This window comes from Crassaminicella indica (assembly GCF_019203185.1).
GTDB lineage: Bacteria > Bacillota > Clostridia > Peptostreptococcales > Thermotaleaceae > Crassaminicella > Crassaminicella indica.
The window spans coordinates 398,099-418,063 of the sequence record NZ_CP078093.1 but is presented as its reverse complement, the minus strand read 5'-3'; the positions used below and the strand labels follow the sequence as shown (position 1 = coordinate 418,063).

The 19,965-nt window shown below is 31.9% G+C and carries 13 protein-coding genes and 1 riboswitch; of the genes, 6 read left to right on the top strand and 7 right to left on the bottom strand.

Annotated elements, in window-relative coordinates; all coding sequences use genetic code 11:
- Positions 1-19: 19 nt before the first annotated feature.
- Positions 20-121, top strand: a riboswitch (purine riboswitch).
- Between the two features lie 118 nt (positions 122-239).
- Positions 240-1,700 carry an IMP dehydrogenase gene (gene guaB / locus KVH43_RS02065; RefSeq protein ID WP_218283253.1) on the top strand — a complete coding sequence of 487 codons (1,461 nt, stop codon included), beginning with the start codon at positions 240-242 and terminating at the stop codon, positions 1,698-1,700.
- Between the two features lie 11 nt (positions 1,701-1,711).
- Positions 1,712-3,247, top strand: coding sequence for a glutamine-hydrolyzing GMP synthase (gene guaA / locus KVH43_RS02060; RefSeq protein ID WP_218283252.1), 1,536 nt, complete (start codon positions 1,712-1,714; stop codon positions 3,245-3,247).
- A 109-nt stretch (positions 3,248-3,356) separates the two neighbouring features.
- Here the strand turns inward: guaA and gpmI are convergent, their stop codons facing one another.
- The 5 genes from gpmI to nuoE form a co-directional block, all read right to left on the bottom strand.
- Positions 3,357-4,910 carry a 2,3-bisphosphoglycerate-independent phosphoglycerate mutase gene (gene gpmI / locus KVH43_RS02055; protein ID WP_218283251.1) on the bottom strand — a complete coding sequence of 518 codons (1,554 nt, stop codon included), beginning with the start codon at positions 4,908-4,910 and terminating at the stop codon, positions 3,357-3,359.
- 95 nt (positions 4,911-5,005) lie between these two features.
- Complete coding sequence (locus tag KVH43_RS02050; RefSeq protein WP_218283250.1) at positions 5,006-5,185, bottom strand: 4Fe-4S binding protein; 180 nt, start codon at positions 5,183-5,185, stop codon at positions 5,006-5,008.
- A gap of 135 nt (positions 5,186-5,320) precedes the next feature.
- Positions 5,321-8,899 (bottom strand): NAD(P)-binding protein, encoded by a 3,579-nt coding sequence (locus KVH43_RS02045; RefSeq protein WP_218283249.1) that lies wholly within the window; start codon positions 8,897-8,899, stop codon positions 5,321-5,323.
- Between the two features lie 14 nt (positions 8,900-8,913).
- The gene (gene nuoF, locus KVH43_RS02040; RefSeq protein ID WP_218283248.1) at positions 8,914-10,665 is read right to left on the bottom strand and encodes an NADH-quinone oxidoreductase subunit NuoF; all 1,752 of its coding nucleotides are present in this window, start codon (positions 10,663-10,665) and stop codon (positions 8,914-8,916) included.
- 3 nt (positions 10,666-10,668) lie between these two features.
- On the bottom strand, positions 10,669-11,199 hold the full coding sequence (nuoE, locus tag KVH43_RS02035; protein WP_218283247.1) for an NADH-quinone oxidoreductase subunit NuoE: 531 nt from the start codon (positions 11,197-11,199) through the stop codon (positions 10,669-10,671).
- A gap of 297 nt (positions 11,200-11,496) precedes the next feature.
- Between nuoE and KVH43_RS02030 the strand changes: the two genes are divergently transcribed.
- On the top strand, positions 11,497-11,901 hold the full coding sequence (locus KVH43_RS02030) for an NUDIX domain-containing protein (protein WP_218283246.1): 405 nt from the start codon (positions 11,497-11,499) through the stop codon (positions 11,899-11,901).
- Here the strand turns inward: KVH43_RS02030 and KVH43_RS02025 are convergent.
- Positions 11,898-13,937 carry an ATP-dependent helicase gene (locus KVH43_RS02025; RefSeq protein ID WP_218283245.1) on the bottom strand — a complete coding sequence of 680 codons (2,040 nt, stop codon included), beginning with the start codon at positions 13,935-13,937 and terminating at the stop codon, positions 11,898-11,900. The genes KVH43_RS02030 and KVH43_RS02025 overlap by 4 nt on opposite strands.
- Before the next feature lie 152 nt (positions 13,938-14,089).
- Positions 14,090-15,382, bottom strand: coding sequence for a branched-chain amino acid transport system II carrier protein (brnQ, locus tag KVH43_RS02020; protein ID WP_218283244.1), 1,293 nt, complete (start codon positions 15,380-15,382; stop codon positions 14,090-14,092).
- An 892-nt stretch (positions 15,383-16,274) separates the two neighbouring features.
- On the opposite strand from brnQ, the gene KVH43_RS02015 reads away from it, so the two are divergent.
- The 3 genes from KVH43_RS02015 to KVH43_RS02005 all read left to right on the top strand — a co-directional run bounded on the left by KVH43_RS02015 (position 16,275) and on the right by KVH43_RS02005 (position 19,954).
- Positions 16,275-17,867, top strand: a complete 1,593-nt coding sequence (locus KVH43_RS02015) for an ATP-binding protein (protein WP_218283243.1) — start codon at positions 16,275-16,277, stop codon at positions 17,865-17,867.
- A gap of 5 nt (positions 17,868-17,872) precedes the next feature.
- Positions 17,873-18,559, top strand: a complete 687-nt coding sequence (locus tag KVH43_RS02010; RefSeq protein WP_218283242.1) for a response regulator — start codon at positions 17,873-17,875, stop codon at positions 18,557-18,559.
- Between the two features lie 222 nt (positions 18,560-18,781).
- Positions 18,782-19,954: an NAD(P)-dependent malic enzyme gene (locus KVH43_RS02005; protein WP_218283241.1), complete on the top strand. Its 1,173-nt coding sequence runs from the start codon at positions 18,782-18,784 to the stop codon at positions 19,952-19,954.
- Positions 19,955-19,965: the final 11 nt, after the last annotated feature.

Genomic DNA, 19,965 nt, shown 5'->3' with positions numbered 1-19,965 from the left:
TTTGATACTTTATATAGAAAAATAAATATTGATTGCCTCTCATATATGTCCAAGGATATGGCTTGGATGTTTCTACAAGATCACCGTAAATGATCTGACTATGAGTGGAATTATTATATATATAGTGGATTTGTAGATAAACCATGTAATAATTTCACTCGTGAAATATTACATGGATTTTTTTGTATATATTGTAAAAAATATAAATAAAACATAGGAAAACAGAAAGGAAGGATAAGATGGAAGGAAAATTTATAAAAGAAGGATTAACATTTGATGATGTGCTATTGGTACCTCAAAAGTCTAATGTACTACCTAAAGATGTAAATACAAAAACAAGACTTACAAAAAAAATAAAATTGAATATTCCTTTAATGAGTGCGGGAATGGATACAGTAACAGAAGCAAAGCTTGCTATTGCTATTGCTAGAGAAGGTGGCATTGGGATTATTCATAAGAATATGTCTATTGAAGAGCAGGCTTTAGAGGTAGATAAAGTAAAAAGAAGCGAGCACGGTGTTATTGTAGATCCTTTTTACTTATCACCAGATCATGTGATTGCAGATGCATTAGAATTAATGGAAAGGTATCATATATCAGGTGTTCCAATCACAGATGAGAATAAAAAATTAGTAGGAATATTGACAAACAGAGATATAAGATTTGAAAATGATGTAAACAAAAAAATTGGAGATGCTATGACAAAAGAGAATTTGGTTACGGCAAGAGAAGGTATATCTATGGAAGAGGCAGAAAAGATATTAAAGAGTAGAAAAATAGAAAAGCTTCCAATTGTAGATGATGAAGGATATTTAAAAGGGCTTATAACAATAAAGGATATTGAAAAGGCAATACAATATCCAAATTCAGCAAAGGATATAAGAGGAAGACTGCTTGTTGGTGCTGCAATTGGTATTACAGGAGATATGATGGAAAGAGCAAAAGCTTTAATAAAAGCAGGTGTAGATGTAATAGTTATTGATACGGCTCATGGTCATTCACAAGGGGTATTAGATGCAGTAAAGAAAATAAAAGAAGCTTTTAAGGAAGTACAATTGATTGCAGGAAATGTGGCAACAGGGGAGGCAACAGAGGAATTAATTCTTGCTGGAGCAGATGCTGTAAAGGTTGGAATAGGACCTGGATCTATTTGTACGACAAGGGTAGTTGCAGGGATTGGCGTACCGCAAATTACAGCAATAGCTGATTGTGCAGCAGTTGCTCAAAGGTATGATATACCTATAATTGCTGATGGAGGAATCAAATATTCTGGAGATATTCCAAAGGCTATTGCTGCTGGTGCAGAAGTATGTATGATGGGATCTTTATTTGCTGGAACGGAAGAAAGTCCAGGAGAAACAGTAATCTATAAAGGAAGAAGCTTTAAAGTATATAGAGGGATGGGATCTTTGGGAGCTATGGCTGCTGGAAGCAAGGATAGATATTTCCAAGAGGATGCCAAAAAGTTTGTACCTGAAGGTGTAGAAGGAATGGTTCCATATAGAGGGAAATTAAAAGATATTGTATATCAAATGGTTGGTGGATTAAAAGCTGGAATGGGCTATTGTGGAGCAGCAAATATCAAGGACTTAATAAAAAATGGAAAATTTATCAAAATTACAGCAGCTTCACTTAAAGAAAGCCATCCGCATGATATTACTATTACAAAAGAAGCACCAAATTATAGTGTAAGAGACTAAAGGAGGAAGTTATGAATAGTCATGAATTAGTACTTGTTATAGACTTTGGAGGACAATATAAGGAATTAATTGCTAGACGTGTAAGGGAAGCAAAGGTTTATTGTGAGGTAGTTCCTTATACTACTTCTTTGGAAAAAATAAGAGAAAAAAATCCTAAGGGGATTATTTTTACAGGAGGACCTGCTAGCGTATATGCAGAAAATGCTCCTACAATTAGTAAAGAAATATTTGAATTAGGAATTCCAGTACTTGGGATTTGCTATGGTGGACAATTAATGGCACATTTATTTGGTGGAAAGGTAAGTAGAGCTCAGTCAAGAGAGTATGGAAGAGTAGCATTGCGTATAAAAAATAGAGAAGGTATATTTGTAGATATTCCTGATGATTCTAAATGTTGGATGAGCCATACGGACTTTATTGAGGTAGCACCAGTAGAATTTGAAGTTACAGCTACTACAGAACATTGCCCTGTAGCAGCTATGAGAAATCGTGATAAAAAATTATATGCAGTACAATTCCACCCAGAGGTAGAGCACTCTGAAAAAGGAAAAGAAATGATAAAAAATTTCCTATATGAAGTATGTGGTTTAAGTGGAGATTGGGATATGCATAACTTTACTGAACAAAGTATAAAAGAGATAAAAGAAAAAGTAGGAGATAAAAAAGTACTTTGTGCATTATCAGGGGGAGTAGATTCATCTGTAGCAGCAGTGATGGTGCATAAAGCTATAGGAGATCAATTAACTTGTATTTTTGTAGATCATGGACTTCTTCGTAAGAATGAAGGAGATCAAGTAGAACAAATATTTAAAGAAAAATTCCATATGAATTTGATAAGAGTCAATGCACAGGAAAGATTCTTAGGAAGACTAAAAGGTGTAACAGATCCTGAAACAAAGAGAAAAATTATAGGAGAAGAATTTATTCGTGTATTTGAAGAAGAAGCTTCAAAGCTTGGACAAATAGATTATTTAGTACAAGGAACAGTTTATCCAGATGTTATTGAAAGCGGAACAGATACAGCATCTGTTATAAAAAGTCATCACAATGTAGGTGGTCTTCCTGAAGATATGGAGTTTTCATTAATAGAACCTTTAAGACAATTATTTAAAGATGAGGTAAGAAAGGTCGGAGAAGAATTAGAAATTCCAGAAGAAATTGTATGGAGGCAGCCTTTCCCTGGACCAGGGCTTGCGATAAGAGTTCTTGGTGAAATCACAGAGGAGAAGCTTCATATAGTAAGAGAATCAGATGCAATTTTAAGAGAAGAAATAAGAAAAGCAAACCTTCATCGCAAAATATGGCAGTATTTTACTTGCTTGCCTAACATCAGAAGTGTTGGGGTAATGGGAGATGAAAGAACGTATTCTCATGCAGTAGCTATAAGAGCTGTAACAAGTAGTGATGGTATGACTTCAGATTGGGCAAGGATTCCATATGAAGTACTTGAAAGAATATCAAATAGAATTGTAAATGAAGTGGATAATGTAAATAGAATCGTTTATGATATAACGAGTAAGCCACCTTCAACTATTGAGTGGGAATAGGATTTAGTGGTTAAAAATACTGAAATATATAATTTTTAAAACAAATAGGTAGTTATGATATATGTCTAAAAGTTAGACTATCATAGCTACCTATTTTTATAGAAAATTATTATGCTTCTACAGCTTCTGCAACAGGTACTAAAAGAGATGTACCTGTCATTTCCTCAGGCTTTTCTATACCCATCATTTGTAAAAGTGTAGGGGCAATATCTGCAAGCTTTCCTTCCATAATACCGTATTCTTCAGAAGCATTTATAAGAATAATCGGTACTGGATTTGTAGAATGAGCAGTGATTGTATTTCCATTTTCATCAATCATTTCATCTGCATTTCCATGATCAGCTGTAAGAAGAATTTGACCACCAACACTTATTGTAGCATCAACGACTTTGCCAACACATTCATCTACTGTTTCTACAGCTTTGATTGCTGCATCAATAGAACCCGTATGACCTACCATATCGCAGTTTGCATAGTTTACAATGATTAAATCATATTTTTCTTTTTTGATTTCATCTATTAATTTTTCAGTGACTTCATAAGCACTCATTTCTGGTTTTAAATCATAGGTTGCAACCTTTGGAGAAGGAATTAAGATTCTTTCTTCTCCTGCATAAGGTTCTTCTACTCCACCACTTAAGAAGAAAGTAACATGAGCATATTTCTCTGTTTCAGCAATACGAAGCTGCTTTAGTCCAAGACTAGATACGAATTCTCCTAAAGTGTTTACTAGCTTTTGCGGAGGATAAGCAATAGATACATTTGGCATAGCTGCATCATACTGAGTCATACATACATAGTGAACAGGGAAGAATCCATTTTTTCTTTCAAAACCAGTAAAATCCTTGTCTACAAATGTTCTTGTAATTTCTCTTGCTCTATCAGGTCTAAAATTGAACATGATGATAGAATCATTTTCAGAAACTTGAGCCACAGGAGCATCTTCTGACATAATTACTGTAGGTTTTACAAATTCATCTACTTCATTTTTGTCATATGAATTTTCAATAGCTTCTTTTGCAGAGTTTGCTTTTTCTCCTATACCTAAAACTATCGCATTATAAGCAAGGTTTACTCTTTCCCATCTGTTGTCTCGGTCCATAGCGTAGTATCTACCAGAAATGGTAGCTATTTTTCCTACGCCTATTTCTGATATTTTGTTTTCTAATTCTTCTATATATTTTATGGCACTAGAAGGCGGAACATCTCTACCATCTAAAAATGCATGGATATATACTTTTGTAAGACCATGCTTTTTAGCAAGCTCTAAGAGTGCGTATAGGTGAGTGTTATGACTGTGTACACCACCATCTGATAGTAATCCCCAAAGATGAAGAGCACTATCATGCTTTTTAGCATTTTCAATAGCTTCTAAGAAAGCAGGATTTTCAAAAAAATCACCATCTTCTATAGCTTTTGTAATTCTAGTCAATTCTTGATATACAATTCTTCCAGCACCAATATTTAAATGTCCTACTTCTGAATTTCCCATCTGTCCATCAGGGAGACCTACATCTAACCCGCTGGCATAAACATGATTGTTTGGATAATTTTCAAAATATTGATCTAGGTTTGGTGTTTTAGCAAGAGCTATGGCATTACCATTGCTGTTAGAATTTAGACCAAAACCATCTAAGATCATTAATATAGTTGGTTTTTTCATAATATAATATATCTCCTTTCACTTTTTAACTTTGTATAAAATATATACCCCTATGATAGCAAATTTTATGATAAATTGCATGGGGTTGTAAAATATTACATATTTTCGATGATTGCATTAAAATGACAAACAGTTTTGCATTGACCGCATTGTATACATTTTTCTTGATCAATAACAAAGCCTTCTTTTATTTCTCCGCCAATAGCATCTACAGGGCAGATGTTTTTACAGCGTTCACAGCTAATACATTTATTTTTATCAATCTCATAACGCATTATTTTTTGCTCCTTTCGCAAGATTATACCATAATAGCTGCAATTTTTGTTAAAAAAGCGACAATTTAATATTAATTATAACATAAAAATACATAAGATGTGCATAAAAAAGCCCTGAATGAACAGGGCTTTTTATTAAATCAATCCTTCTTTTTTAAGGATTTTTAGGAAGCTATTTGTTAAGCTGTTTGTATTAACTTTTTTATGGAAGAATAGACCATCGCCGATCGTTTGCAATTGTGCTTTACCTTCTGGGAAATTGAAGCCATTTGTATATAATATTCTTTCTTTCCCTACAGGCCAGAATATTTCTTTGTCTGTTTGTTTATTAGCTTTGAAATACTCTAGTATATTTTGTGAAATCTCATTAAAAATTTCATCTGTATTTTTGTAGTATATATTTGCACCTAGCACATTTGCAAGCTTTTCAATGATTTGATAGTTTTGATATTTACAAATAGCTGGAATGGCTTGATGAAGCTTTTGAATTCTTCTTTCTGTATTCGTAAATGTACCATTTGATTCAGCAAAGCTTACAGCAGGCAATACTACATCAGCATGCTCACAAGTTTCTGTTAAGTGGGTATCTTGAACCATTAAGAATTCAAGATTACTAAAATTGATTCCTTTAACATCTTCACCAAATATGAGCAACCCTTTAATAGCTTTGTCTTGAATACCATCAATAATTTCTTTAGCATCAACATCAATACCCATATCAACAAGACCTTGACTGTTATTATTTGGTTTTAATTGAATAATTCCATTATAAGCACGACCTATATGATTAGATATTACAGCTATATTAGCAATACATCTTGCAGCATCTACAGTAATGTCATTTTGTGAAAATACAAGCATTGCTCTTTTAGATTTTCCATAAATTTCAGCAACTTCTTTAGCAGCAGGGCTTATGACTACATCATTTAAGCTGTTCTTTAATTCTTCAAAGCCTTCGGCATTATTAGGATTAAATCCATATTCTATTAAAGCTTTTGTCATTTCTTTTAAGAAGCTTAGATCGTTTTTAGGTGTTATAGTTTTATATGCCCATTCATCAGCAGTTGTCTTATATGGATTGATAGTAATAAGCTTTGCACCTCTTTTTACTGCTTTTCTAATTTTGATACCTGCTATTGTATGATCATTAATTATATCAGAACCTATAAGGAGAATGGTTTCTGCTGAAAGTAGTTCTTCAAAGGTATTTGTAGAAGCATCATATCCTAATACATCCTCAATGCCTCCAGATAATCTATTAAAGGAGCATATATTTTCTGTGCCAAGAATTTCTTTTGCAAATTTATTGGCAAGATAGATCTCCTCATTAGTATATCTATCAGAAATAGATACAGCTAAAGAATTATTTCCATATAAAGCACTAAGACTTTGAGCGCGTTTAGCAGTATATAAAATACCTTCATCCCAAGAAACCTCAACAAGTTTTCCATTTTTTCTAATTAGAGGCTTGGTGATACGAGTACCTTTTTGAGCTATATCAAAGCCAAATCTACCTTTTATACAAAGAAGACCATTGTCTACGCTACTTTCTTTATTAGGAATAGCTTTTACGAGCATATCGCCTTTGCTATTTAAGTTAAGATGACAACCAACACTACAATGAGAACAAATTGTATGAGTCTCTTTTGTTTTTACTGGAACAGATTTTTCAATGCTTAATTTTTCACCGAGAGCTCCTGTTGGGCAAACACTGATACACTGTCCACAAGAAATACAGCTTGTATTTTGAAGTGGCTGATTAAGGGCAGGTTGAATAATAGTATCAAAGCCTCTATGAATAAGTCCTAGTGCAGTATTGCCCATTACTTCATCACAAATTCTTACACAAAGACCACAAAGAATACATTTATCTGGATTTCTATGAATAAATGGATGGTCATTTGATAAATCATTTTGACGATGATGAACTTCTCCGGATAGTCTTTTAGGTTTTACATCATATTCATTTGCTAATTGTATTAATTTGCATTCAAAGAAATCATGACAACCACATTCAAGACATCGCATGGCTTCTTTTTTTGCTTGTTCTTCTGTAAAGCCTTTTGCGATTTCTTTAAAGTTTGTTTTTCTTTCTTCAGCAGATAGATGATTCATTTTTGCTCTGCTGTATTTTTCACGATTTTTAAAATCTTCTTCTGTTAAATCATCTCTTTCTACATAGAAAGGCTTTTTATAAGGGTTTATTTCTCCTTCAAGGTAACTACAGATTACTGTAGCAGCTTTTTTTGCTTCTCCAATAGCAGAAATAGCAATGCTAGCTCCTTTATTAGTTGCATCTCCACCAGCGAATACACCAGGGAGATTTGTTTGGTATGTATGTTCATCTGCAATAATTGTACCTTTTTTAGTAAGGTGAAGCCCTTCAAAACCAGTTATATCAGTTCCTTGTCCAATGGCTACTATTACAGCATCTACCTCTAAAATTTCCTCAGCCCCTTCAATTGGAATAGGTCTTCTTCTACCACTAGCATCTGGTTCACCCTGCTTCATTTTTTGAAGTCTTATTTTTGTTACTTTACCAGATTCACCTATGATTTCAATAGGATTTGTAAGGTTTTTGAAGATTACGCCTTCTTCTTCTGCTTCTCTTATTTCTATTTCTTCTGCAGGCATTTCAAGCTTTGTTCTTCGATAAATGTTGTAAACCTTTTTTGCACCAAGTCTTACAGCGGTTCTACAAGCATCCATTGCAGTGTTACCACCACCAACGATTGCAACGCGATCACCAATTTTTATAGGTTGATTAGTAGCAACTTTTCTTAAAAAGTGTATACCACCATATACGCCATCTAGGTCTTCGCCAGGGCAGTTTAGCTTTGTACTATTCCATGCACCGATAGATACAAAAACAGCATCATAACAATTTTTAATGTATTCAAACTGAATATCTTTACCAATTTTTGTATTTGGCAACATTTTTACGCCCATCTTTTCAATTAGAGCAATTTCTTGATCTAATATCTCTTTAGGAAGACGATATTGTGGGATTCCATAGCGTAGCATTCCACCAAGCTTTGGCATAGCTTCATAAATTGTAACACTATGACCTTCCTTTGCAAGATAGTATGCACAGGTAAGTCCTCCTGGACCTCCACCAATGACAGCAATACTTTTACCTGTAGCAGGTTTTAATTCTGGCATAAAGGACTCTGCATTATTTAAGTCTATATCTGCTGCAAAGCTTTTTAATGCTGCAATAGATATAGGTTCTTCTACAAGCTGTCTTCTGCATGCATCTTCACATGGGTGAGGGCAGACTCTACCAATGCTTGCAGGAAGTGGAATCTGTTCTTTTATTAATTCAATAGCTTCTTTGTATTGTCCGTTTGCAATGAGTCCTACATAGCCTTGACAGTCTGTATTTGCTGGACATGCTAGGACACAAGGAGGTCTACAGTCTCCAACATGGTCTGATAAAAGTAGCTCTAGAGCCATCTTTCTTGAACCTCTGACCCTTTTTGTATTTGTTTTTACTACCATACCTTCACTGATTTTTGTTGCACAAGCTCTTAGAAGCTTTGGAATTCCTTCAACTTCTACTACACAAAGCCCACATGAACCATATATTTCTACTCTTTCATCGTAGCAAAGGGTAGGTATTTCAATACCGTTTTCTTTTGCTACCTCTAAAATAGTCTGACCACTATGGGCTATTATTTCTTTTCCATTTATATTTAATCTAACTTTAGCCATGAAAATCCCCCCCTTTACTCAACTATAACAGCATTAAAGTTACAAGATTGTTTGCATTTTCCACACTTTATGCATTTTTCAGGATCTATGTAATGTGATTTTTTAAGTTCACCAGAAATTGCATCAACAGGACAATTTCTTGCGCAAAGTCCACAGCCAATACATTTTTCAGGATCAATAGAATAAGTTAATAAAGCTGTACATTGCTTTGCAGGACATTTTTTATCATAAATATGCTTTTCATATTCTTCTCTGAAATATCTGATTGTACTCAGCACCGGATTAGGAGCTGTTTGACCAAGTCCACAAAGAGAGCCTTCTTTAATTTTTACAGCTAGTTCTTCTAATAATTCAATATCTCCATCTTTTCCTTTTCCTTCACATATGCGATTTAAAATTTCTAACATTCTTTTTGTACCAATTCGGCAGTGAATACACTTACCACATGATTCTTCACGGGTAAAATTTAAAAAGAAACGTGCCATATCTACCATACAAGTAGTTTCATCCATAACTACCATACCACCAGAACCCATAATAGCACCAGTTTTGTTGATAGATTCATAATCAACAGGAGTATCTACAAGGCTTGCTGGAATACATCCTCCTGACGGACCACCCATTTGAACTGCCTTGAAATTTTTATCTTCTTTGATACCACCACCAATGTTAAAAATAATTTCTTTTAAAGTCATTCCCATAGGGACTTCTACTAAACCGCCTTTTTTTATTTTTCCAGTAAGGGCAAATACTTTTGTTCCTTTGCTCTTTTCTGTACCCATATTAGCAAATGCTTGACCGCCATTTGCAATAATCCAAGGGACGTTTGCAAAGGTTTCAACATTATTGATATTTGTAGGTTTTTTCCAATACCCACTTTGTGCAGGGAAAGGAGGCTTTAATCTTGGCATGCCACGTTCTCCCTCTAAGGATGCAATAAGGGCAGTTTCTTCTCCACAGACAAAAGCACCTGCACCTGCTTTTATGCGTATATCAAAATCAAAGCTACAACCAAAAATGTTTTTTCCTAAGAATCCTTTTTCGCGTGCTTGTTCAATAGCTTTTTTAAGACGAACAATAGCTAATGGGTATTCAGCTCTAACGTATATAATACCTTCATTTGCCCCGATAGCATAGCCTCCGATCATCATTCCTTCAATAAGGCTGTGGGGATCTCCCTCTAAAACACTTCTATCCATAAAGGCACCAGGGTCTCCCTCATCAGCATTACATACTAAATATTTAGGAGAACCTTTAGAATTTTTTGCGGCATTCCATTTAAACCAAGTAGGGAATCCGGCACCACCACGTCCACGTAGACCTGAAATTTTAATTTCTTCAATTACTTTTTCAGGACTCATTTCCTTTACACATTTTTCAATAGCTTTATAGCCTTCTTTTTTTAAATATTCATCTATAGATTCAGGATTTATGTGTCCGCAATTTCTTAAAGCGATTCTTTTTTGCTGAGATAAAACTTTTAAATCTTCTTCTGATATTGTATAATCCTTAACTATATTTTTTTTAATGATATGTTTTTCAATAATTTCACTAGCGATTTTAGGAGTGACTCTTACATAAGTTGTCTTTTTATTATTATCATCATAAACATCTACAATAGGTTCTAAATAGCACATACCAATACAGCCTGTAATTGTAAGGTCTACCTGAAGACCTTTTTCTTTTATTGAGCTTTCAAAAATATCATATGCTTTATTTGCACCAGCTGCTATTCCACAGCTTCCTTGACCCACAACGATCTTCATGATTTAGACCTCCTCACTACTTTTTTCTTTTTCTTTTATATCCCTTAATATTTTTTTCACACTTTCAGGAGTAAGCTTTGCATAGGTTTCTCCGTTTATCATCATAACAGGAGATAAGCTACAGCATCCAAGACAGGCAACATTATTAAGGGTAAATAATCCATCTTTAGTTGTTTCTCCTTCTTTTATATTTAGTTCATCACAAATTGCTTCTTCTATAAGCTTAGAACCATTTACATGACAAGCAGTTCCTTGACAAAGCATGATCAAATACTTTCCAACAGGGGTTAATCTAAATTGAGTATAAAAGGTTGCTACTCCATGAACCTTTGCAGGCTTTACTCCTGTTTCTTCAGCTATGTAATTAAGTACTTCTAGGGGTAAATAGTTGTAAAGCTCTTGTGCTTTTTGTAAAATAGTAATAAGACTACCTGAAATCCCTTTGTACTTTTGTAGAATGGGATCTAGCTTTTTAAGATCTACATTAGGGTCGCTTATATCGACCATAAGTTTTTTTTGCCCACAACATTCCATTTTCCACACTCCTTTTGGATATATTTTAATAAAATAAAAAATTTTTAATAGTCAAAAACGTTAAAAAATTAACATAAAAATTATAACATATATGTTAGTTTATGTAAATTAAACCTTCTGAAAGATGAAATATTATAAAGAACTTATGACAAAGCTCACTATGTTATACAAAATGCATATGTAAGCTTGATATCTAAATATATATTTCTATAATAAAGTATGATAATATATTTTAAGTAAAAGATAAATATAAAAAATTTATAGTAAAGATTCAAATAAAAAAGGAAATGGTTGATTATGCAAGTGTTTGACAAGTGTTGTGCAGTATTTATTATAAAAAATAATAAAATATTATTAGGATTAAGAACAGATGGACAAGGGTGGAGTATGGCAGGAGGAAAGCTAGAAAATGGTGAGAAGCATGAAGCTGCTGCCAAAAGAGAAATGCAAGAAGAGTTCAATATTATTGCGAAAAAATTACAGTATTTAGGAACTGTAAAATCAATAGCTTATGTAAAAGGAGTAAAAAGCTTTGTTCAGCCTAAGGTTTTTTTATGTTGTAGCTTTGAAGGAGAACCAAAGCCACAGCTTTGTGAAATGAAGGAGCTAAGATGGTTTGGCTTGGATGAACTAAAATATATTAAGTTATTTGAGCCTACAAAAGCAGTGCTTAAAAAGTATATGAATCATTTGTTTGATTAACAAAGTTTAAGTAAATTTTTATTGATGATGATCTGTTTATCCAATTGTTTTATTCCTGCTTTATCAAATTTAATAGTTATTGTACTATCAGTTATTTTTTTTATATATCCTTGTCCAAATAGAGGATGGTGTACTTTTGAGCCAACAAATAGCTTTTTATTGTATTCAGAATTTAGGATTTCATTGATAAACCTTGATGGAATATGTTTAAAGGTAATAATATCTAGATATTCCTTTGCACGTGTCATTCCTACATAAAATAGTCTTCGTTCTTCTTCTAGGTCATCAAAAAAACCTTCTTCTTCAGCTTGGTCGATTGCAAATTGTGAAGGAAGCTGTCCTTCTATAATATCTATTAAAAATACATTTTTAAACTCAAGTCCTTTAGAGCTGTGTAGCGTTGACAAAGTAATAGCATTGTCGTTTTTGTTGTACTGTGCTTGATGCATAATATCTTCGATTTGAGTCAATCTATCTATAAATGTATATAATTTAGAGGTTTTACTGCCTATATAAGATAGTGTATCTAATATATGATGAATATTTGTTAGATTATAGCCAAACTTTTCACAGTAATCTGCCAATCTTTTTTCATAGCCCATTGCATTTTTTATATAATGTATGGCTTCATCAGGTGTTTTTGTTGCTAAAATCAAAAATTTACCTTTTAAATCTCGTATTCTTGATTTTTGTTTAGGATTCAAAGCAGGATAGGAAAGTAAGCTATCAAAAATATCCTTTTTTATATTTTTTAGAGCATGTTCTATCATTTTTTTAGATATGAACGCATTTGTTTTATGATAGATATCATAAAAAGAATTCATATCAGAAGGATTGATTGCTACTTTGAAAAAATTAATAATATCTCGTACTGCAAAATTTCTAAAAAATGAATTTCTATGATCTCTCATATAAAATTTGATTCCATTTCGATTAAGACCATCTATAAAAGGGATTGCAGATATATTTTTATAAAAGAGTATAGCTGTATCATTATAATTTTCTAAGCCTTTTATCTGCTTTATTACATATTCTATTTGTTCTTGAGATGAATTAACATGAACTACTTTTACTGATCTTTTTGAAAGGTTATTTGTAAACATTTTTTTAGGGTATCTATTTTTATTATGTATAATACACTTATTGCTAATAGATACTATATTTTTTGTAGAACGATAATTTTGCTCCATAAAGTATATTTTTATATTAGACCAAATCTGATGACATTCTTTTGTTAAAAATGATGGGTCAGCACCTCTAAATCTATAAAGGGATTGATCATCATCACATACCATAAATATATTGTTATGCTTTTTTGCGAGAAGTTTTATGATTTCATGTTGAACTTTGCTAGTATCCTGTGCTTCGTCTATTTGTATATATGAATATTTATTTTGATAATAGTTCAATACCTTCGGATAGGTTTTAAATATATCAAGTGTAAGAGTTAGCATATCGTCAAAATCTATAAAGTAATTTCGTTTTTTATAGCTTTCGTAAGCATAAAAGATTTCAAGGAAATTTGGTATTTTTATATGATAATCTTTATAGTTTTCAACAGGGATACATAGGTTTTTTATAAAGCTAATAGACGTTTCAAGTTCCTCTAGCTTATCGTCATTAATGAAGCTTTTATTAAAATGCTGATAAATGTTTTTAAGTATACTTATCTTTTTTCCATCTAATTCAATAAGCTGAAAATCATTACTATATATTTTAGAGTAAACCTGTCGTAAAACCCTGTAAGCAAAAGCATGAATTGTTGAAAAGTTTATTTTTATGTGAGAGCCAAAAAATTTTTTAAACCTGCTTTCCATGTCTTTAGCAGCAGCTCTAGAAAAAGTCATAGATAATATTTTATTGGCTGGAATTCCTCTATTTGCTATTAGATTATATGTTCGAATAAGAAGTGTAGTTGTTTTACCACTACCAGGACAAGCTAAACATAATGCTGGACCGTCTATATGATTAGCTATTTTTTCTTGTTGTGGATTTAATTGAATATTAATATTTTTTCCTATTGAATTTCTTAACATATTGACTTCTCCCTGTAGAATGATTAGATATATTATGTGATTTATTTTAACATATAACAACTTCAAAACGAAATATAAAAGATAGTTTATTCCAGATAACTTTTGAAAAAATATCGAAAAAACCCCTCTATATTAAATATAGAGGGGAGTAACTATTTAATATAAGCTGAATTTTTCTTGCTGAACAATAAAGCTGTAAGTATTCCTCCGATAACAGCAGGGATTAACCAAGCAAATCCAAAGCTTGAAAGAGGAATTTTATTGATAATATTTTCTAAGAAGCCGACATCAACGCCCATAATATGTAGACCATCATATAAGCTGATGATTAATGCACCAGTAACAGCGCCAGTATAAGAAGCACTTGGAATGAATCCATCGAAAACATTCATTATAATCAGTACAATTGCAACGGGATATACTGTAACAAGTAAAGGAACAGCTACTTTAACAATCATTTCAACTCCTACATTTGCAAATATAGCACTAAAAATACAAGTAGCGATAACGATAAATGTATAACTTAATTTATTATTGCTTAGCTTATTAAAGAAGCTTCCTACTGTTGCTGTAAGTCCAATTGAAGTAGTTAAACATGCAAGAGCTACGACAATTCCTAAAGCAACTTTTCCAAAATCTCCAAGTAATGTATTTGTAATGGCCATTAATAAATCAGATTTTGGTGTATCCAAAGCATAAACTGAATTTGCTGAAGCACCAAGATAGATCAATCCTCCATAAACAAGTCCAAGTCCAATAGCCGCAAGGATACCAGCTTTTATTGTTAAGCTGACCTGCTCTTTTATATCTGTATATCCTTTTCCTACAAGAGAGCTAAGCATAACTCCTGCGAATACTAAAGATGCCAATGCATCCATTGTTTGATATCCTTCGGTGAAGCCTTTTGATAGAGGACTTTCCTTCATTATAGTAGTTGCTGTTCCTAAAGGTGAAAAAATTCCCTTAATTATAATGACAAAGATCATGATTAAAAGCAGAGGTGTTAGGATTTTTCCTACTTTATCTACGATTTCAGATGGTTTAATTACAAAATATAGAGTAAGTCCAAAGAATATAATAGATGCAAGAATAGGACTGAATCCAGAAAATATAGGCTTTATTCCCATTTCATATGTAGTTGCACCTGTTCTTGGTATTGCTAAAAGAGGTCCTATAGCTAATATAATAATAGTTGCAAATATTTTACTGAACGTAGAACCTACTTTGTTTCCTACATCATCAATTGTTCCTCCTGCTTTAGCAGATGCAATAATTCCTAAAAGAGGCATTCCTATAGCTGTTATAAAAAATCCAATAGCACAGACAATCCAGTTTTTCCCTGCAATTAATCCTAGAGAAGGTGGGAAAATTAAGTTTCCTGCTCCAAAAAACATTGCAAATAGAGCAAGACCTAGTACAAATACATCTTTTGTTTTTTTATTCATTTTAATCCCTCCAATTATAATAAGTTTTATAAACTAAAAAATCTTTCGTTCCTATGAACAGACTCATTCACAGGGGCGAAAGATTATTCTCGCGGTACCACCATGTTTTATAGTTGTGATAACTGCCTTAAATTTTAGTCAGAGCTTGATCTTAAATTATAGCCAGATATCGGTGACAACCGGTTGAAAAATCGTATTTTTCTCTCCATTATCGCTTTAATGTGTTAAGTTTTTAAGATTGATATTTCATATTATAGAAAAGTATTTATATAATGTCAAGAAATTTTAATAAATTTAAGTAAATAATTCCTAAATTCAAATTCTTTCAAGAATTCATTATATATAGGTAAATAACTTTAAAATGAAATATAAAAGATAGTTCATTCCAGATAACTTTTGAAAAAACAAAACTTCATTCCATGAAAAAATACTAAACCTTCAAAACTCACTTTGTTCAAACAATGAAGGTTCTTAACGTATTTTTCATGAAATTTCAGTAAGTTTTTTTACAAAAGTTATCGAAGTCATTCACTTATCTTTATATATTTCTTTTTTGTGTTGATGTTGTTTATTTATAGGTAAACAACTTTAAAATGAAATATAAAAGATAGTTCATTCCAGATAACTTTTGAAAAAACAAAACTTCATTCCATGAAAAAATACTAAACCTTCAAAACTTACTTCGTTCAAACAATGAAGGTTCTTAACGTATTTTTTATGTAATTTCAGTAAGTTTTTTTACAAAAGTTATCGAAGTCATTCACTTATCTTTATATATTTCTTTTTTTATGTTGATGTTGTTTATCTATAGGCATCCACGGTGATAATTTAAAATATGTTATAATGATAAATACGAAATTATATACGGAACTTCTTAAGTGGTATTTGTAGAATGAGAGAGGTGATTTTTATCAAAAAGAATTTTACCCTTCAAACAAAAATTACTATATTGATTACTGCATTAATTCTTTTTTCAATAAGCATAAGTATCTTGTTTATAGGTAAGTGGTCGTTAGATAATATTCAAAATAAGGTAGAGGGAAATATAAAAAATGTATCTATTATATTAGCAAATTCTCCTAATATTCAAAAAAGTTTAGAGGAAAAAGATTCTAAAAAAGTTCAAAAGCATGTAAAAGAGCTATTGAACAGATTAGAAGGAGTAGATATAATTACGATAGCTGATATGAACGGAATACGGTATGCTCATCCAAATCCAGATAGGATTGGACAGCGCTTTGTAGGAGGAGATGAGGTAAGTGTTATAAAGGAAGGGAAATCTTATATCTCTCAGGCAAAGGGAACACTAGGAGTTTCGATTAGAGCCTTTGAACCTATATTTTATAAAGATAAGCAGATAGGTTTTGTAATGGCAGGTGTACTATATGAGGATATTCAAAATTTTAGAATACATGCTTTAATAACTATGTGTGGATTTACTTTATTTGGGATATTATTAGGGAGCATAGGAGCATTAATAATTGCAAAGAGAACAAGAGATAGTCTATTAGGTTTAGAACCCGATGAAATTGTTTATTTGTATAGAGAGAATAGGGCAATGCTTGAATCTATAAGGGAGGGTATTATTGCTATTGATGCTTATGGAAAGATTACTTTGGTAAATGATTATGCTATAAAAATACTAAATATCAATAATCCAAATGTCATAGGTGAATATGTATTAGATGTATTTCCTACTAGTAGATTATTAGAAGTTTTAAGCAGTGGTGTGTGTGAATATAACGAAGAACAAATAATTAATGATACTCTTATATTGACTAATAGAGTTCCTATAATGGATGGAGATGAAATTATAGGAGCTATGGCAAGCTTTAATGATCGAACAAAGATTAAACGATTAGCAGAAGAAATTACAGGGGTAAGGCAAATTATTCAAGCACTTAGAGCAAATACACATGAGTTTATGAATAAATTACATGTCATATTAGGTCTTATTGAATTGAATGAGATAGATGAGGTGAAAAAGTATATTAAAGGAATTGTAAAAGAGCAGGAGCAAATAAGGTTTTTCCTTATGAAGAAGATTAAAAATCCAACCATTTCAGCTATTATATTAGGAAAATTAAATAGAGCTAAAGAGCTTAAAATAAATATGGAAATAGATAATAATTCATATTTAGAAAAATATTATAAAAATATTCAAAATGAAAATTTAGTGACGATCATAGGAAATTTACTAGATAATGCTATGGAAGCCATTATAAAAAAAGAAGAGGATGGAGAAATATACTTAAGGATTGAAGATATAAAATATTGTATTGAAATAGAAGTACAGGATAATGGCATTGGCATAAAGAATGAACATATAAAAAATATCTTTAAGAGAGGATTTACAACAAAAGAAGAAGGAGGCATAGGGTTATTTTTGGTAGAAAAAAGCATAAAGCAGCTAAATGGTGAAATCTTTGTAGATTCAAAGGTTAATGAAGGAACAAGCATCTTAGTTAGAATACCTAAGGAGTGATCAAAATGATTAGAGTACTTGTAGTAGAAGATGATCCAATGCTTGCAGAACTCAATAGAAGATTTGTAGAAAAAATCGATGGCTTTACTGTTGTAGATGTTGCTAATAATGGAGAGATAGCTATTAAAAAATTAAACAATAATAAAATCGATTTAGTTATATTAGATGTATATATGCCAAAGGTAGATGGTATGGAATTATTTAGAAGAGTTCGGAAACAAAACAAAATGGTAGATTTCATTTTAGTTACAGCAGCAAATGATACAGATAAAATAAAAGAAGCCTTAAAATTAGGGGCAGTAGATTATTTGGTAAAGCCTTTTGAATTTGATAGACTAAAAAAGTCATTGTTAAATTATAAATTACGGAAAAATTTATTAGTCAAAAAGCCATTTGTCAGTCAAGAAGAAATAGACAAATTATTTATAGGTGTCTGTAAAGAAAAACAAGAAAAAGAGATCAAAAAGGGATTGCACCAACTGACTTTGAATAGGATTATAAGCTTTTTAAAAGAAAACAAGGAAGAATTATTATCTAGTGAAATAATATCAGAGAAATTAGGCATGTCTAAGGTTACTATTCGGAGATACTTAGATTATTTAGAGGATATGGGAAGTGTTGAAAAGAAAATAGAATATGGTTCTAGGGGTAGACCTTCATATCAATATATATATATCAATGAAAAAAAGTAATAAAATAAATAAAACTCTTATTGACAAATTTTTGTCTATAGGAGTTTTTTTAATGCTTGTAGGAATTTTTTAGTTTGAAAATAATTTAACAATATGTTTTTTATTTAGAAAAGTATTAGAATAATTTTTAAATATTTAAGAAATAATTAATTTATTTATAATGAGATATAACAGATGATGCTGTATAACAAAGCTTAAAGGATATAGAAAGGAATGAGAAAAATGGATTATGCTAAAAAAGCATTAGAAGTTCATCAAGAGCATCAAGGAAAAATTAGTATTGTATCAAAGGTAAGTGTATCAAATAAAGACGAATTAAGTATAGCATATACACCCGGGGTAGCGGAGCCATGTAGAAAAATTGCAGAAAAAAGGGAGGAAGTATATAAGTATACTTCAAAAGGGAATTTGGTTGCTGTTGTAAGTGACGGCAGTGCAGTACTAGGTCTTGGAGATATTGGACCTGAAGCTGCTATGCCTGTAATGGAAGGGAAAGCTGTATTATTTAAAGAGTTTGCTGGAATAGATGCATTTCCTATATGTGTAGATACAAAGGATGTAGATGAAATTGTAGATTTAGTAAAGAAATTATCACCTACCTTTGGAGGGATTAATCTTGAGGACATTTCTGCTCCAAGATGTATTGAAATTGAGAAAAGACTTAAGAAGGAATTAGATATTCCTGTATTTCATGATGACCAGCATGGAACAGCTATCGTAGTTGTTGCAGGGCTTATAAATGCCTTAAAGCTAGTAAATAAAAATTGGGAAGATATAAAAATCGTAGTGAATGGACCAGGAGCTGCAGGTTCTGCGATTGTTAAGATGCTGCTGAATATGCATGCGAAGAATATTTTAGTATGTGGAAAAACGGGCATTCTTTATGAAGGGAAAGAGGATAACGATGAATTAAAAGAGGAACTTGCAAAAATAACAAATCCAAATAATGAAAAAGGAACATTAGAAGATGCTTTAAAGAATGCTGATGTATTCATAGGGGTTTCAGCTCCTAATGTAGTGACAAAAGAAATGGTGGAATCTATGAATAAAGAGAATATCGTATTTGCTATGGCAAATCCAATTCCAGAAATTATGCCATCATTAGCAAAAGAGGCAGGAGCAAGAGTAGTGGGTTCAGGAAGATCAGATTTTGCAAATCAAATTAATAATGTATTAGCTTTCCCTGGAATATTTAAAGGTGCATTATCTGTAAGAGCAAGTGATATTAATGAAGAAATGAAGGTTGCGGCAGCTCGTGCTATTGCAGAAATCATTGATGAGAATGAATTAAATGAAGAATATATTATTCCAAAGCCTTTTGACAAAAGAATTGTTGAAAATGTTGCAAAGGCAGTTGCCAAAGCTGCTAAGGATACAGGTATTTCAAGAATATAAAAGGAGGAAGA

Excerpts from the sequence above, each read along its gene's own strand:
- guaB (WP_218283253.1), top strand. The coding sequence starts at position 240 with ATGGAAGGAAAATTTATAAAAGAAGGATTAACATTTGATGATGTGCTA.
- guaA (WP_218283252.1), top strand. The coding sequence starts at position 1,712 with ATGAATAGTCATGAATTAGTACTTGTTATAGACTTTGGAGGACAATAT.
- gpmI (WP_218283251.1), bottom strand. The coding sequence starts at position 4,910 with ATGAAAAAACCAACTATATTAATGATCTTAGATGGTTTTGGTCTAAAT.
- KVH43_RS02050 (WP_218283250.1), bottom strand. The coding sequence starts at position 5,185 with ATGCGTTATGAGATTGATAAAAATAAATGTATTAGCTGTGAACGCTGT.
- KVH43_RS02045 (WP_218283249.1), bottom strand. The coding sequence starts at position 8,899 with ATGGCTAAAGTTAGATTAAATATAAATGGAAAAGAAATAATAGCCCAT.
- nuoF (WP_218283248.1), bottom strand. The coding sequence starts at position 10,665 with ATGAAGATCGTTGTGGGTCAAGGAAGCTGTGGAATAGCAGCTGGTGCA.
- nuoE (WP_218283247.1), bottom strand. The coding sequence starts at position 11,199 with ATGGAATGTTGTGGGCAAAAAAAACTTATGGTCGATATAAGCGACCCT.
- KVH43_RS02030 (WP_218283246.1), top strand. The coding sequence starts at position 11,497 with ATGCAAGTGTTTGACAAGTGTTGTGCAGTATTTATTATAAAAAATAAT.
- KVH43_RS02025 (WP_218283245.1), bottom strand. The coding sequence starts at position 13,937 with ATGTTAAGAAATTCAATAGGAAAAAATATTAATATTCAATTAAATCCA.
- brnQ (WP_218283244.1), bottom strand. The coding sequence starts at position 15,382 with ATGAATAAAAAAACAAAAGATGTATTTGTACTAGGTCTTGCTCTATTT.
- KVH43_RS02015 (WP_218283243.1), top strand. The coding sequence starts at position 16,275 with ATGAGAGAGGTGATTTTTATCAAAAAGAATTTTACCCTTCAAACAAAA.
- KVH43_RS02010 (WP_218283242.1), top strand. The coding sequence starts at position 17,873 with ATGATTAGAGTACTTGTAGTAGAAGATGATCCAATGCTTGCAGAACTC.
- KVH43_RS02005 (WP_218283241.1), top strand. The coding sequence starts at position 18,782 with ATGGATTATGCTAAAAAAGCATTAGAAGTTCATCAAGAGCATCAAGGA.